The 13,742-nt window shown below is 51.7% G+C and carries 16 protein-coding genes; 14 read left to right on the forward strand and 2 right to left on the reverse strand.

Annotated elements, in window-relative coordinates:
- Positions 1 to 321: 321 nt before the first annotated feature.
- The gene (locus tag GOM71_RS06445; protein WP_156278987.1) at positions 322 to 936 is read right to left on the reverse strand and encodes a superoxide dismutase; all 615 of its coding nucleotides are present in this window, start codon (positions 934 to 936) and stop codon (positions 322 to 324) included.
- A gap of 422 nt (positions 937 to 1,358) precedes the next feature.
- On the opposite strand from GOM71_RS06445, the gene GOM71_RS06450 reads away from it, so the two are divergent.
- From GOM71_RS06450 to folE, 7 genes are all read left to right on the forward strand, one after another.
- Complete coding sequence (locus tag GOM71_RS06450) at positions 1,359 to 1,781, forward strand: GNAT family N-acetyltransferase (RefSeq protein WP_156278989.1); 423 nt, start codon at positions 1,359 to 1,361, stop codon at positions 1,779 to 1,781.
- Positions 1,782 to 1,954: 173 nt separating this feature from the next.
- The gene (locus GOM71_RS06455) at positions 1,955 to 2,512 is read left to right on the forward strand and encodes a DUF402 domain-containing protein (protein ID WP_156278991.1); all 558 of its coding nucleotides are present in this window, start codon (positions 1,955 to 1,957) and stop codon (positions 2,510 to 2,512) included.
- Positions 2,509 to 3,078, forward strand: coding sequence for a signal peptidase I (lepB, locus tag GOM71_RS06460; RefSeq protein ID WP_156278993.1), 570 nt, complete (start codon positions 2,509 to 2,511; stop codon positions 3,076 to 3,078). Before GOM71_RS06455 ends, lepB begins: the two co-directional genes overlap by 4 nt.
- Before the next feature lie 146 nt (positions 3,079 to 3,224).
- Positions 3,225 to 3,662, forward strand: coding sequence for a ribonuclease HI (gene rnhA, locus GOM71_RS06465; RefSeq protein ID WP_156278995.1), 438 nt, complete (start codon positions 3,225 to 3,227; stop codon positions 3,660 to 3,662).
- Between the two features lie 38 nt (positions 3,663 to 3,700).
- Positions 3,701 to 4,861, forward strand: coding sequence for a tRNA epoxyqueuosine(34) reductase QueG (gene queG, locus GOM71_RS06470; RefSeq protein ID WP_156279340.1), 1,161 nt, complete (start codon positions 3,701 to 3,703; stop codon positions 4,859 to 4,861).
- A 91-nt stretch (positions 4,862 to 4,952) separates the two neighbouring features.
- Positions 4,953 to 5,180, forward strand: a complete 228-nt coding sequence (locus GOM71_RS06475) for a YneF family protein (protein ID WP_156278997.1) — start codon at positions 4,953 to 4,955, stop codon at positions 5,178 to 5,180.
- A gap of 25 nt (positions 5,181 to 5,205) precedes the next feature.
- The gene (gene folE / locus GOM71_RS06480) at positions 5,206 to 5,799 is read left to right on the forward strand and encodes a GTP cyclohydrolase I FolE (RefSeq protein ID WP_156278999.1); all 594 of its coding nucleotides are present in this window, start codon (positions 5,206 to 5,208) and stop codon (positions 5,797 to 5,799) included.
- 65 nt (positions 5,800 to 5,864) lie between these two features.
- Here the strand turns inward: folE and GOM71_RS06485 are convergent, their stop codons facing one another.
- Positions 5,865 to 6,977, reverse strand: a complete 1,113-nt coding sequence (locus tag GOM71_RS06485; RefSeq protein ID WP_156279001.1) for an alpha/beta hydrolase — start codon at positions 6,975 to 6,977, stop codon at positions 5,865 to 5,867.
- Positions 6,978 to 7,237: 260 nt separating this feature from the next.
- Between GOM71_RS06485 and GOM71_RS06490 the strand changes: the two genes are divergently transcribed.
- The 7 genes from GOM71_RS06490 to GOM71_RS06520 all read left to right on the forward strand — a co-directional run bounded on the left by GOM71_RS06490 (position 7,238) and on the right by GOM71_RS06520 (position 13,741).
- The gene (locus tag GOM71_RS06490) at positions 7,238 to 7,981 is read left to right on the forward strand and encodes an IclR family transcriptional regulator (protein WP_156279003.1); all 744 of its coding nucleotides are present in this window, start codon (positions 7,238 to 7,240) and stop codon (positions 7,979 to 7,981) included.
- A gap of 121 nt (positions 7,982 to 8,102) precedes the next feature.
- Positions 8,103 to 9,371: an amidase domain-containing protein gene (locus GOM71_RS06495; RefSeq protein WP_156279005.1), complete on the forward strand. Its 1,269-nt coding sequence runs from the start codon at positions 8,103 to 8,105 to the stop codon at positions 9,369 to 9,371.
- Positions 9,372 to 9,391: 20 nt separating this feature from the next.
- Positions 9,392 to 10,507, forward strand: coding sequence for a D-alanine--D-alanine ligase (locus GOM71_RS06500; RefSeq protein ID WP_156279007.1), 1,116 nt, complete (start codon positions 9,392 to 9,394; stop codon positions 10,505 to 10,507).
- Between the two features lie 94 nt (positions 10,508 to 10,601).
- Complete coding sequence (locus GOM71_RS06505) at positions 10,602 to 10,919, forward strand: hypothetical protein (protein ID WP_156279009.1); 318 nt, start codon at positions 10,602 to 10,604, stop codon at positions 10,917 to 10,919.
- Between the two features lie 3 nt (positions 10,920 to 10,922).
- Positions 10,923 to 11,942 carry a UV DNA damage repair endonuclease UvsE gene (uvsE, locus tag GOM71_RS06510; protein WP_156279011.1) on the forward strand — a complete coding sequence of 340 codons (1,020 nt, stop codon included), beginning with the start codon at positions 10,923 to 10,925 and terminating at the stop codon, positions 11,940 to 11,942.
- A 21-nt stretch (positions 11,943 to 11,963) separates the two neighbouring features.
- Positions 11,964 to 12,785 (forward strand): sulfite exporter TauE/SafE family protein, encoded by an 822-nt coding sequence (locus tag GOM71_RS06515; protein ID WP_156279013.1) that lies wholly within the window; start codon positions 11,964 to 11,966, stop codon positions 12,783 to 12,785.
- Between the two features lie 101 nt (positions 12,786 to 12,886).
- On the forward strand, positions 12,887 to 13,741 hold the full coding sequence (locus GOM71_RS06520; protein WP_367649492.1) for an inositol monophosphatase family protein: 855 nt from the start codon (positions 12,887 to 12,889) through the stop codon (positions 13,739 to 13,741).
- Position 13,742 lies beyond the last annotated feature (1 nt).

Consider the following 13,742-nt stretch of genomic DNA (forward strand, 5'->3'; position numbering starts at 1 on the left):
GGGCGGAAAGCAGCGGAAGTCGGAGAAAAAGCGAGCTTTAAGGCCGAAAACGGCCTAAAAGTCGATTGCGCGAGGTGCAACGGAGGGAATAAGGCCGAAAATGGCCTTATATAGCCGGAAAGCAGCGGCAATCGGAGGAAAAAGCGAGCTTTAAGGCCGAAAACGGCCTAAAAGTCGATTGCGCGAGGTGCAACGGAGGAATTAAGGCCGAAAATGGCCTTAAAGCCACGAATGCTGTAAGCTGCAACGCGACCACACCATTGGTCAAAAACAAAATAGCGGTACAGGGATAGTTCCCTGTACCGCTATTATTAAAGGCTATTACTTAACAGCTGCTTCGTAACGTTTGCCAACTTCAGCCCAGTTTACAACGTTCCAGAACGCTGCGATGTAGTCAGGGCGTTTGTTTTGGTAGTTCAGGTAGTAAGCATGCTCCCAAACGTCCAGGCCGAGCAAAGGCGTTTCGCCTTCGAAGATCGGGCTGTCTTGGTTAGGCAAGCTGGAAACTTTCAGTTTGCCGTCTTTAACGGAGAGCCATGCCCAGCCGCTGCCGAAACGAGTAGCTGCCGCTTTAGCGAAGTCAGCTTTGAACGTATCGAAGCCGCCCAGCTCGCTGTCGATTGCAGCTGCAAGAGCGCCAGTTGGAGCGCCGCCGCCGTTTGGTCCGATAACTTCCCAGAACAGGGAGTGGTTCGCATGGCCGCCGCCGTTGTTGCGAACAGCAGTGCGGATTGCTTCAGGAACGATTGCCAGGTTGTTGGCAAGCAGTTCTTCCAGCGATTTGTCTTGCAGCTCAGGAGCGGATTCCAGAGCAGCATTCAGGTTTGTTACATAAGCATTGTGGTGACGATCGTGGTGGATTTCCATAGTCAACGCATCGATGTGCGGTTCCAGAGCGTTGTTTGCGTAAGGCAGTGCAGGTAATTGATGAGCCATTGTTTATAGCCTCCTAATAATAGATATGTAAAACTCTCCAATCATTATCCTCTATCCGGACGAATAAATCAACATTTATGTTGAAAAAGTCGGCTCGCTAAAGTCAGGATCGACAGCAGCATTAGAATGGCATTTTTTTCGCGTAAATATGCAAAAGAGGGAGCAATTACGAAGAAATGGGAGTAATCATTAATTTTTATGAATGTAAGCGCTTAATATAAAGCGTTTTCATCGAATATCTCGTTATTTCTTTAAAATTTTTAAGTTTTTTTAAAGAAATAGCAGGAATTTGTCTAAATTATGTCGTATAATATGTGTACAGGTCTTATTGTGTCCCTCGTTAAGCAGGCATATAGTCTAGCAGTTATAAGTCGGCGGTCACACATGCAGCACTATGACATGGTATAGAAGGTGTATATGTAATGAACGTTCGTTCCTTCCAGTTGTCTGACTACAGACCACTAACGGCGCTCCTTGAGGATGTACTTTCCGAGGATTGCTACGAGCAAACAATGGAAGCTTTTGCACGTCAATTGTCATGGGACAGCGAGCTGGTTCTAGTCGCCGTCGAACAGTCAGAGATTGTTGGAATGATCATCGGTACGATTGATAATAACAAAGGTTATTATTATCGTGTTGCCGTACTTCCTAGCCATCAACGGAGAGGAATCGGCAAAGCACTAATCGGGGCGCTGCGCCAACGTTTTGAACAGCGCAATGTTCTGAAGATTTTAATTACCGCAGATGAATATAACGAACCGGTGCTTCCGCTGTATGAGGCTATGGGATACGCTTCGAACGACTTCTATCGTTCGTTTCAAAAATTAAGTATTATTGCAGGCTAAGCGGCTTTCGCTGATAATGCCATATGTGCAGAGCATATCTGCATCGCCATTGCTTTTGGCGATGAGATATGCTTTTCTATTTATATAAGAGCGATCGTTAGATGTAGAGCGACTTTGAGAATAATGAGCGACTTTGAGCTCGGCTCAAAGATCCTGATGACAAGGAGGCCCGCATGAACAATTATCGGCATTGTGTAATTAAAAGCTTCAAGCATGACGGGCATCTTCATCGGACCTGGCAGCGCAATTGGCTTGTGCCGCAGGAGCGGATCGCTCCAGAGCATCGAGACGAGGAAATGATAGTCCTCATTAATCGTCAAACGCCGATTCAAGAGTCCGATGGCAAGCTGTGGGTTAGCCGCGTGCCTGCTGTCTCTTTTTTTATACCGGGCGAATGGTTCAATGTCGTGGCGCTGCTGGAAGATGCCGGTGTGCGCTACTACTGCAATATCGCATCGCCTCCTTTCATGCAAGGAGACGTTCTGACCTATATTGATTATGATCTGGATGTGATCCGGACAGCGGACGGAAGCCGGCATATCGTCGATCAAGACGAATATGAGCTGCATAAGCTTGCTTATCATTATCCGAAGATGGTTGATGATCTGGTATACCAAGGGCTGACGGCGCTTTTGCAGCGCATTGACCGCGGTCAAGCCCCTTTTCATGAGAGTGTTGTGCTTGACTATTATAAGGCATGGTCGGAACAGTACGAGGAAAGCGAGCGATGAGCGTGGACGTCTCACCTTCGGAAAATAGCGCACAAAAGTCAGGCTGGAAAAAAGAGCTGTGGGATTGGACGAAAACGGTCGTTGTTTCTTTTGCTATCGTAATGCTGCTTCATTTGTTTGTATTTAATCTTTCTACTGTAGAGGGCCATTCTATGGAGCCGACGCTGCATGAGAAAGAGTGGCTGTTCATTAATAAGCTCGTCTATTTGTTCGAGCAGCCGAAATTTGGCGATATTGTCATATTGGAAGATCCGATGTCTCCGGCCGGTGAGCAGGAGCTGCTCGTCAAACGGATTATCGGCGTTCCCGGAGACCGGCTGGAGATTTATAATAAGCAGTTGTACCGTAATGGCGATCTCGTAGAGGAGACCTATGTCGATTCTGTCATAGAGGATTTGGATTTTATGCCGATTCAGCTGGAGAAGGGCGGTTATTTCGTAATGGGGGACAACCGTCATGCGAGAGCAAGCAAGGACAGCCGCATTTTCGGCACGATTCAGAAGTCGATGATTCGCGGGAGAGCTGAATTTATAATATGGCCGTTCGGTCAATTTAAAGTGTTGTAAAAGGTGCGTGTTCAAAAAGTCCGGTTTTCAGCACAGCATACGCTGTCCCGGATGAATTCAAGATTCGATGTCGATTACGCTTCTTGAATAGCCTCGTGATCAAAATTGGACTTTTTGAACAACCTCTAAAAAGGTGCGGATAATAGATGAAGGAAGTCATCGTATACACGGACGGAGCCTGTTCCGGAAATCCGGGTCCCGGCGGCTGGGGCGCTGTGCTGTTTTACGGCGCTCATCGGAAGGAAATATCCGGAGCCGAGAAGCAGACGACGAACAACCGAATGGAAATTGCGGCTGTTATTGAGGCGTTGAGCCTGCTCAAGGAGCCTTGCAACATTAAAGTGCACAGCGATTCCGCCTATGTCGTGAATTGCTTTCAGAAGGGCTGGATTTACGGCTGGCTGCGCAATGGCTGGCAGAACAGCAAGAAAGAGCCTGTAGAAAATCAGGATCTATGGAAAAGGCTATGGGAGCTTATGAAGGTCCATACTGTAGAGTATGTGAAGGTGAAAGGCCATAGCGACAACGAATGGAACAATCGCTGCGACGAATTGGCTCGGCAGGCAATCAAACAGCTTGCCTGATCAATGTCCGCGCGGTTAAGCAAGGGGTGAACGAATACATGCTGCCAGAAACGGATAACCGCTGGGCGCAGCTGAAACAGGAAATGCGCGAGGCTGCTCAAAGTTTAGGCATCGATAAAATTGGCGTCGCATCGGCGGACCCGTTTACAGAGCTGAAGCAGGTGCTTGTTCGGCATCGCGAGCTTGGTCGCGAATCGGGCTTTGAAGAGCCTGATTTGGACAAGCGGACGAATCCGGCGCTGCTCTTCGATAATCCGCAGTCGATCATCGCAATTGCGATCGCCTACCCGTCAAAGCTGCAAAACCCGCCTAAATCGGAGCCGGGCGCAAGGAGAGGCATTTTATCCCGCTCGTCATGGGGCGAGGACTATCATAAGGTGCTGCGCGACAGGCTCGCGAAGCTTGAGGCTTGGCTGCGCGAACGAGTGCCGGAGCTGCGTGTCGAGAGCATGGTCGATACAGGGGCGTTGTCCGACCGGGCAGTTGCTGAACGGGCGGGCATCGGCTGGAGCGCCAAAAACTGTTCGATTATGTCCGAGGAGCTTGGCTCATGGATGTATCTCGGCGAGATGATTACGAATTTGCCGCTTCCTGTGGACGAGCCGGTTACTGAAGGCTGCGGGGAGTGCACGAAATGTATAGATGCTTGTCCAACCGGCGCGATTGTCGGGCCCGGGCAGCTCGATTCCCAGCGCTGTATATCGTTCGTTACGCAAACAAAGGGCTTCGTGTCGGACGAGTTTATGCGCAAAATCGGCAATCGGCTGTATGGCTGCGATACTTGCCAAACGGTATGTCCGGTCAACCGCGGCAAGAACTGGACGCATCAGCCGGAATTGCAGCCCGATCACGAGCTGGTTAAGCCGCTGCTCGTTCCTCTGCTCACGATGGGCAATCGCGAGTTCAAGGAGCGCTATGGCAGCAGCTCGTCCGCTTGGCGGGGCAAGAAGCCGATTCAGCGGAACGCGGTCATTGCCTTAGGCAACTTTAAAGAGAAGAGCGCCGTGAACGATTTGGCGCAGGTGCTGCGCGAGGACACCCGTCCCGTGCTGCGAGGCACGGCTGCGTGGGCGCTTGGACGCATCGGCGGCGAAGAAGCGGAAGAAGCGCTGAGAGGCGCGTTGCCGCTGGAAGGCGACGAGGAAGCGCGTACCTATATCGAGCGGGCGATCGCTGCTTTGGAGACGGCTGATATCTAGTAAAAATTGCTTTGCTTCCGCTGTTTGCGAACGCTTGCTTTCCATGCTATCATAGTGGACATTATGGATAAAAAGGATCGGTGAATTTAATATGAACACCTGGAACATTATTATTCCGATTATTACATTAATCGTCGGCGGCGTCGGCGGATTTTTCGGCGGCGTATTCTACTTGCGTCAACAATTGTCACGGATGCAAAACGATCCGGAAATGATTCAGAAGATGGCGAAGCAAATGGGCTACAACTTAAATAAACAGCAAATGCAGCGCGCGCAAAGCATGATGAAAAACCAAAATAACAGAATGCCTCGTAAATAGGAGATAGCCGGAGAGGAGAGATCGAATGGCGGGAAGAAAGGATTACGTCAATTCGGCAGTATCGCGTAACCGGGAGCAGATTGAGCATCATATTCGAGAAATTTTAAAGTTGGTTGGCGAAGATGTTGAACGGGAAGGATTGCTGGAGACGCCTGCGCGCGTCACTCGCATGTATGAAGAAATTTTTGCGGGCTATGAAGTAGAGCCTCGCGAGGTTTTGGGCGTTACGTTCGACGAGAAGCACGAAGAGCTGGTCATTGTAAAAGATATCGTTTATTACAGCCAATGCGAGCATCATATGGCTCCCTTTTTCGGAAAAATACACATCGGCTATTTGCCGAATGGCAAAATTGCCGGTTTAAGCAAATTCGCCAGACTGGTTGAGGCGATTACTCGCCGTTTGCAGGTGCAAGAGCGAATTACAACCGATATTGCGAATGTAATTGAAGAGGAACTTCATCCTCAAGGCGTGATGGTCGTTGTGGAAGGCGAGCATTTGTGCATGTGTTCCCGAGGGGTGAAGAAGCCGGGCAGCAAGACGGTAACCTCGGCAGTACGCGGCGAGTTCCGCAGCAGCCCTGCGCTGCGCTCGGAATTTTTATCCTTAATTAAAGATTAGTTGCGCGAAAAAAATAACCGTTGTCCAGCCGGCGTCAAGCGCCGAACGGCAACGGTTATTTTGTGCTATTGAGCGAAAGCGACAGCCGTTTCGGAATCGAATTTTTGGTCCAACTGGCTTAAGAACAAGACTGCGCGTTGAATGTATTCATTCGGATCTTCACGGAACAGCATCTCGTGCTGCCCTTGCGGCACGATCCACGAGCGGGACAATGGGTTGTTCTGTGCAGCGGCAATCAACTCGGCCGTTTGGTAGGGCGCTTTTGCGTCATTCGTTCCATGAATAATGTAAAGCGGAATATCGAAAGAATCATTCATAATTGTATCGAGCGGAATTTGGTTCAGGCTCGCTCCGGAAAATACAGGCATGAGCGATTCAATCAGCGTCATGGACGGAAAACGCGGCAGATCAACGATTTGCGTCACGTTGCTGTATAGCGTGTCGGAGCTTGCGAGGAAGAGGCTGTCTAGTATCATGCCGTCGATGTCGTCGGTTTGCAGAGCCGCTTGCAAAGCGGTTCCGGCTCCCATCGAGAAGCCCCATACGATTACTTCCTCTGCGCCTTGCGCTTTGGCATAATCAACCGCCGCCAGCAGCTGCTGCGATTCCTCAAGACCGCCGGTTGCCGGCACTTTGTAGTCGGAGGAAGCATAGCCGTAATCAAAAAGGACAACATTGTAATGTAAGCTGTTGAGCAGCTTGGTCAAATCGTACATAGGCACCCAAGTTTCTTCGCGGTTGGCGCCGTAGCCGTGGCTGAGAACTACGGTGCGTTTGGATTCGGCGGCGCCATACGTCAATGCTGCCGTTTCAGCGCCGGAACCGTTCGAGAGTTCCGCTGATCCAGCCGGGACGTACCAGCCGCTTACGGTCGTGCGGCCGCTTTTGCTCGGGAACACAATGTCTTCGTAATCAAGGCCGACAGCAGCCTTCGGATTGGAGAAAAGGGGGGCTACATAAGGATGTGCAAGCATCCAAGCCACGTAGCCGTGAAAAACGACGACAGCAAGCAAGCACATTGCCGCGAACGCAGCGGTCCAGGCGACTAGCATATGATTGCGTCTCGTTCTAGCTTGCGGACGTGGACGATTCAGAATGCCGCCTGTTTGCTGAAATGACGGCAGCACTTGAGGGAAGCCGCTTTCCAGCGGAATTGGCGTCATAATGGTTGTACTCATGTCGTAGCCCTCCCTATCCTATTATCCTTATAAATGAAGTTACATATAATATGAAAACGCTTTATTTCTTTTTGGTACTTTCATCGTATGTCGATAGTCTGAGCCTGTCAATCAATGTCGACGTAATGTTAAGCAGTTGTAACAAGGCTGTAATGAAGTAACTTTTCTTTACGATTGCGGCCGGATTGGTTATACTAAACGATAATTAGTCTCAATACATGGAACGGCTAAGCAGCGATGCTGGGGGGTGCGGCAAAGGGATGGAAGAGGGCAAAGCGAATGTGCGCGCGGTAGACCGCGCGCTTGATATATTGCTATGTTTTACAACGGGCACCAATCTGGCGATGACGGAAATTGCCGAGAAGGTCGGCTTGCATAAAAGCACGGTGCACCGCATGCTGGCGACGCTTGAGGATAAAGGTTTTGTCGAGCGGGATTCGGCGTCGGACCGTTATCATCTGGGTATCCGCGTGTGGGAGCTGTCGGCACACTTGTCACGGACAGACGATCCGGGAATTATATGGCAGCCGGAGATGGAGCGGCTGCGAGATAAATTGGGAGAGACGGTTAGCATCTATGTCCGCGACGGCATGGAGCGGATCCGCATACAGGCGGTGCAAAGCAATCAGCCTGTCAGGCGCGTCGCTCCGGTCGGTGCGCGGCTGCCTCTATATGCCGGCGCTTCCAGCAAGGTGCTGATCGCATATGCGGATCGGGACGTGCAAAAGCAAATTACCGGCAACCCAATCTGGCCTGCTGCCATTGACCGGGAGCATTATAAGTCGCAGCTCGAAGAGATTGTAGGACAAGGCTATGCGACCAGCTTCGAAGAACGCGAGCCTGGCGTGGCCGCGCTGTCCGCGCCGATCTTCAATCGCAACGGAAATCTCGTTGCCGCTTTGTCGCTCTCAGGACCGTCGAGCCGCTTGACGCTTGAATTGATGAGCGAATATGCGCCCTCCGTCATCGAATCGGCAAGACGAATGGGCACGATGCTTCGATAATAAGTACGTAATGGAATGGAAGGCTTGCCGCCAAAACTGGGCAAGCCTTCCATTTGTTTTGAATAGCAGTCCCATATCCTTCATATAATGAACCAGCTAATGAAGGGCAGGAGGGGAAGCTATGTCTTCGCGAACGGTCAAGCAAGGAGGAGGAAGCCGCTCCGATCGGCAGCCCAAGCAGCCGCTGCTGAACAAGTCATCTGCTGCGGCGCCATCGCAGAACAGCCTTGCAGCGTCGGCTCAGCCGGAGAAGCCGCCAGGCAAGAAGCGGCCGCAATCGGCCGCAGAAGAGCAGAGGCCGGGAGCAAGGCTTAATTCGCTGCTTCGCTCATCCGATTTTGCTCGTACGGGCAAGGAACAGAATGAAGGCTGGAAAGCAGCTTTGCATCAGTACGTGACTCATTACAATCATGCGGAAACGCAGCAGCATGTCGCCTCGATCGAAGGCTACGTCTCGGATAAGGAGCATTGTGCCCGTCTTCGCGGGCGCTTGGAGCGGCTGCGGGAACGCGATTTGTACCGAGGCTGCTTGCCGTCCCGAGGCGAGACGAAAGCGGAATTTCTGCGAGTAAATGAGTCGGCAGCCGAAGTGTCGGTGCTGGTAAAGCTGCATATGAAACGGCAGATGGAGCAGGCGGGACTTTATTATATCGAGGAGAGAACGGAAAGCGAGAGAATCTGGCTGTCGGGGGAGGGCGGCGTTTGGAAAATAACCCGGATCGAGCCTGTAATCGCGGAGCGCCGTCCGCGTTTTGGCGCGAGCGAGTATGCGGGAGGAACCGAAGAAGAAATCGGTGTCGCGTACGACAGAATTCCGTTTGCCCGCTCGACCCCTTTTTTGAACTATGACCTGTTTCCGCAATTGAAGCATCGACAGGCCGGAGTGCCGTATCGCCGCGATCTTGCCGCTGCCTATGCGGACTTATGGTGGAATCAGCCGAATTCAAGCTATGAGGAATTTGAAGTCAACTGCACGAACTTTACCTCTCAAGCCATCTTTGCAGGCAATGCGCCAATGAACTATACTGGTAAAAGAGACAGCGGCTGGTGGTATAAAGGCCGCAACAAGGGAAGCGAATGGTGGAGCTACAGTTGGTCGGTATCGAATGCGATGGCCAATTATTTGACAGCGCAGCGAAGCTCTGGGCTGCGAGCGACGGTTGTCTATTCGCCCGAGGAGCTGCAGCTGGGGGATATTATTACGTATGATTGGAACGGCGACGGCCGTTTTGAACATAGTACGATCGTTACCGCCTTTGACGCGGCGGGCATGCCGCTTGTGAACGCCAATACGGTTCCGAGCAGGCACCGCTACTGGGACTATCGTGATTCCTACGCTTGGACGGAACAGACAAAATATCGGTTTTTTCATATTGCGGATCTACTATAATTCATTCCGGAGGATACGCTATGGGGAAGAAATTGCATGTAGGGCTTCTTTACGGAGGCAAGTCGGGCGAACATGACGTTTCTTTGCAGACAGCGTTCGCCGTTGCCGGCGAGTTCGATTACGCCAAGTATGAAATTACCCCTTTCTATATAACGAAGCTTGGCGAGTGGCGACGCGGAGCGATGCTGTCCGGCAAACCGGGCAGCATCGACGAGTTGAAGCTGGCGGCGGCCGATCCTTCGGCTGCCGCGGCGTTTCCGCTTGCTCCTCTGTTCGAGCGGCTTGATCTGTCAGGCTCGGCAAGCGGCGCATCTCCGATCGATGTCGTGTTCCCGCTTCTTCATGGAACCTTCGGCGAGGACGGTACGCTTCAAGGCTTGCTCGAAATAGCGAATATCCCTTATGTCGGGGCTGGAGTTCTCGCTTCCGCTGTCGGGATGGACAAGATTATGATGAAAAAAGTGTTCGCTCAGGAAGGTCTTCCGCAATGCGTGTTCCGCTACTTCAATCGGACGCAGTGGGAGAAGGATGCCGCTTTTTTCATTATGGAATGCGAGATTTCGCTTGGCTATCCCTGCTTTGTAAAACCGGCCAATCTCGGCTCCAGCGTCGGCATTTCCAAAGCGAAAAATCGCGATGAGCTGATTGCTGCGGTTGATTATGCATTCCGGTTCGACCGGAAAGTGATCGTCGAGGAGTTTGTCGACGCCCGTGAAATCGAAGTGAGCGTGCTCGGCAACGACGAGCCGAAAGCGTCCGTTCCAGGCGAAATCGCGCCGTCCAACGAATTTTACGATTACAAGGCTAAATATATTGACGGTAAATCGACGATGCAAATACCGGCCGTCCTTCCGTCAGCTGCGACGGAGACGATACGCGAGCTGGCGGTTCGCGCATTTCTGGCGATCGACGGATCGGGATTGGCCCGCATCGATTTTTTTGTACGCAAAGCCGACAGCCAGATTTTCATTAACGAAGTCAATACGCTCCCCGGTTTTACGCCGTTCAGCATGTATCCTTTAATGTGGAAGGCTTCGGGCTTGCCTTACCGGGCGCTGCTTGATAAGCTGATCGAGCTAGCGCTCAAACGGTATGCCGATAAACAAAGCATCGACTATGGCGGTAGCGGCAATTAGATAAGTTGAAATTATAATTATCGCGGCTACGTTACTCATGCGCTGTTCTTGTTCAACTTATATAAGTTTTTTACTAAATAGAGGAGGTTTATGGATGGGGTTCGCAACAGAGTTTAATTCCGTATGCAAGTTCAAGTCGGAGCAGGAGCTTTATGAATTGTTAGAATATGGACGGGGCAAAATGGTGAAGAGCGGTTTTCGCGTGTTTCCAACCGGCCAGAAGGTCATTGCCTATACGCCTAACAATGTGGCGATTGCAATCGTACGCATTCTCGCGTCTATCGCGGAAATTAACTTTCAAGGCGATGAGGTTACCGAGGTTGAAATGGAACTCGTTCGAAAGCTGACGGAAGAGGAGTCGAAAATTCAAACGGCGCTTGCTTTCGAAATGTTTTTTGGAGAACGTGCCTAACAAATGATTGTAAAATTCGGTTTCGTGGCTATGAGCCTGCTGCTACAGAATGCCTCGCCTTCAAGAACGATGACGTATTCAAATTTCATCAAGCAGCCAGATCGAGCGGCGGCCATTCGCCGGTTGGAGCAAATTGCCGAACAAAATTTGCACACAACGCTTCGCATAATGAAGCATGCGGCGGCTCACGATATCCGGCTTTACCGGTTCACTTCAAAAATAATACCGCTGGCGACGCACAGCGATTTGAGCGATTGGGACCCTTACCCTGCGCTTGCGGATTCTTTTTCCGCGGTGGGGGAATTTGTGCAAAAATCGGACATGCGGGTATCTTTTCACCCGGATCATTTTTGCGTGTTCAGCACGCCCCGTCCAGAGGTTCTTGCCAGTTCGCAAAGGGATTTGGATTACCATGTCCGAATGCTCGAAGCGATGGGGCTGTCTGAGACGGTAAAAAACAACATTCACATCGGCGGCGCCTACGGCAACAAGCTTGAATCCGGCGACCGGTTCGTAAGGCAATTTACCGCGCTGCCGCCAAGATTGCGGCAGCGCGTAACGCTGGAAAACGATGATAAAACGTTCAACGTTTGCGAAACGCTGGAAGCGGCCGAAGCGGCAAATGTGCCGATGGTGCTCGATATCCATCACCATGACGTGAATGACGGCGGCATCGCCCGGGAGCAATTGGTCAATCAGTATTGGCCGCGCATTCTTAACACCTGGGAGAAGGAAGCGATCCGCCTCGGTCTTGCGTCGCCGGGTGCGCTGCCGCCCAAAATCCACGCTTCCAGCCCGAGGAGCGATACGGATCGCAGAAGCCATGCCGACGGCGTTGAGGCGAAGCCGCTGCTCCGGTTTTTGCGGGACATTGCCGCTTCGACGGGGCGAGTCGACTGCATGCTTGAAGCCAAGCATAAAGATGCGGCGCTTTTGAAGCTGATGGAGGATTGGCAGCGGTTAGAGGCGCTTGGCGAAGGCGTCCGGGTTATCGACGGCGGAAGCATCGAAATTACACCATAGAGATGAAAGCGGTGATACAAGTTGTGGGAATGGATACTGCTCGTTCTTCTCGGCGCTTTAGCCGCCATGTTCGGCAGCATAGTAGGGCTGGGCGGCGGCATTATCGTCGTTCCTGCGCTTATGCTGCTCGGCCCGCAGCTAACCGGGGGGGCGATTGACCATGCAACAGCAGTCGGCACTTCATTGACGATGCTGATTGTGACGGCGCTGGCGTCAACGCTCAGCTATTCGAAGAAGAAAATTGTCGATTTTCGCAGCGGACTGCTTCTTTTCATTACGAGCGGTCCGGCCGCTTTCCTCGGATCGGCGCTGACCGGCCTTTTCCATGGCCCCGCATTTTCCCTCAGTTTTGGCGTGTTTATGCTGTTAATGGCTGCGCTGCTAATCGCCCGCGAATATATGAAACCGATATCCCGCAAATGGCCGATCGAGCGGACGATGACCGATGCCGCCGGACAAGTCCACACTTACGGCTATGGCCTTTTTCCGCTTCTGCTGATCGGCTTCGCCGTCGGGTTCGTGTCCGGATTGTTCGGAATCGGCGGGGGCTCGCTGTTCGTGCCCGTTATGGTGCTGCTGTTTCGGTTTCCGCCGCATGTGGCGACGGCAACGTCCATGTTCGTTATTTTTTTATCCTCGATACTTGGCAGCGGAATGCACGGATGGCTTGGGGAAATTGATTATTGGCTGCTGCTCGCATTAGTTCCGGGAGCCTGGGTTGGCGGGAAAGCCGGCGCATGGATCGCTTCTCGGATGAGCGGCAGAGGACTTCTCTGGCTGCTGCGCGCGACGCTTCTGCTTCTCGCATGTCAAATGATTATTGAGGGATTGCTGGATTTATAAAAATATAAGAAAGTATTCATTTTTTTTCGTATACTATGCTTATTGATTATCTATTATTGTTTTATTGTTACTTACAAAGGTAGAAAGAAGTGTGATGCACGGTGAGCGATCAGCAAAATGGTGCCGTTGTCGGCAGCAAAAGCTTTACCGCCGTAGCGATTAATTGTGCGGCTAAAGCCGGAGAATGGATAAAGACTAAGCTTGGCAATTATGAGAATCTTGATCTAAAATATTCTTCGCATGATCTGGTTACAGAAGTAGACAAAGGCTCGGAGACGCTGATCAAGCGGCTGATCCAGACGCATTTTCCGCATCATTCCTTTCTCGGCGAGGAAGGCGTCGAGCCCGGTCCGGAGGCCTCCGCTCGAGCGCTGGAAGCTAAGCTTGAGGATGAGTATTTGTGGATCGTCGATCCGATTGACGGCACAACCAATTTTGTGCACGGCTTTCCGTTTTTCGTTGTCTCGATTGCGCTTGCGTATCGCGGCGAGGTTATCGTTGGCGTCGTATACGATCCGATGAAGGATGAGCTGTTTCTTGCGGAAAAAGGCAAAGGGGCTTATGTTCATGGCAAAAGAATGAGCGTTTCCGCTGAGTCCGCGCTGAAAAGCAGCCTGGTCGCGACCGGCTTCCCGGCCGATCATCACTATGCGCTGCCGCTTAATATGAAAGGGCTGCAGGCGATCGCTCCGCAGGTGCGCAATATACGCTCCAGCGGCTCGGCTGCGCTGCATATGGCTTATGTGGCGGCGGGAAGGCTTAGCGGCTTTTGGGAAATCGGCCTGAACAGCTGGGATCTCGCAGCCGGCGCCTTGCTCATCCAGGAATCGGGGGGCAAAGTTTCGGATACGCTTGGTAAGCCGTATCATCTTGGCGTTCGGAATGTTGTCGCTTCTAACGGACAAATTCACGAGGAACTGGTCGGCGCGCTCGCGCTAGCAGACGCTGCGCAATAAT

The sequence above is a fragment of the Paenibacillus sp. NEAU-GSW1 genome (assembly GCF_009737085.1).
Classification (GTDB): Bacteria; Bacillota; Bacilli; order Paenibacillales; family Paenibacillaceae; genus Pristimantibacillus.

Bases quoted from the DNA above. Each gene is read 5' to 3' on its own strand.
- GOM71_RS06445 (WP_156278987.1), bottom strand. From the start codon at position 936: ATGGCTCATCAATTACCTGCACTGCCTTACGCAAACAACGCTCTGGAA.
- GOM71_RS06450 (WP_156278989.1), top strand. From the start codon at position 1,359: ATGAACGTTCGTTCCTTCCAGTTGTCTGACTACAGACCACTAACGGCG.
- GOM71_RS06455 (WP_156278991.1), top strand. From the start codon at position 1,955: ATGAACAATTATCGGCATTGTGTAATTAAAAGCTTCAAGCATGACGGG.
- lepB (WP_156278993.1), top strand. From the start codon at position 2,509: ATGAGCGTGGACGTCTCACCTTCGGAAAATAGCGCACAAAAGTCAGGC.
- rnhA (WP_156278995.1), top strand. From the start codon at position 3,225: ATGAAGGAAGTCATCGTATACACGGACGGAGCCTGTTCCGGAAATCCG.
- queG (WP_156279340.1), top strand. From the start codon at position 3,701: ATGCTGCCAGAAACGGATAACCGCTGGGCGCAGCTGAAACAGGAAATG.
- GOM71_RS06475 (WP_156278997.1), top strand. From the start codon at position 4,953: ATGAACACCTGGAACATTATTATTCCGATTATTACATTAATCGTCGGC.
- folE (WP_156278999.1), top strand. From the start codon at position 5,206: ATGGCGGGAAGAAAGGATTACGTCAATTCGGCAGTATCGCGTAACCGG.
- GOM71_RS06485 (WP_156279001.1), bottom strand. From the start codon at position 6,977: ATGAGTACAACCATTATGACGCCAATTCCGCTGGAAAGCGGCTTCCCT.
- GOM71_RS06490 (WP_156279003.1), top strand. From the start codon at position 7,238: ATGGAAGAGGGCAAAGCGAATGTGCGCGCGGTAGACCGCGCGCTTGAT.
- GOM71_RS06495 (WP_156279005.1), top strand. From the start codon at position 8,103: ATGTCTTCGCGAACGGTCAAGCAAGGAGGAGGAAGCCGCTCCGATCGG.
- GOM71_RS06500 (WP_156279007.1), top strand. From the start codon at position 9,392: ATGGGGAAGAAATTGCATGTAGGGCTTCTTTACGGAGGCAAGTCGGGC.
- GOM71_RS06505 (WP_156279009.1), top strand. From the start codon at position 10,602: ATGGGGTTCGCAACAGAGTTTAATTCCGTATGCAAGTTCAAGTCGGAG.
- uvsE (WP_156279011.1), top strand. From the start codon at position 10,923: ATGATTGTAAAATTCGGTTTCGTGGCTATGAGCCTGCTGCTACAGAAT.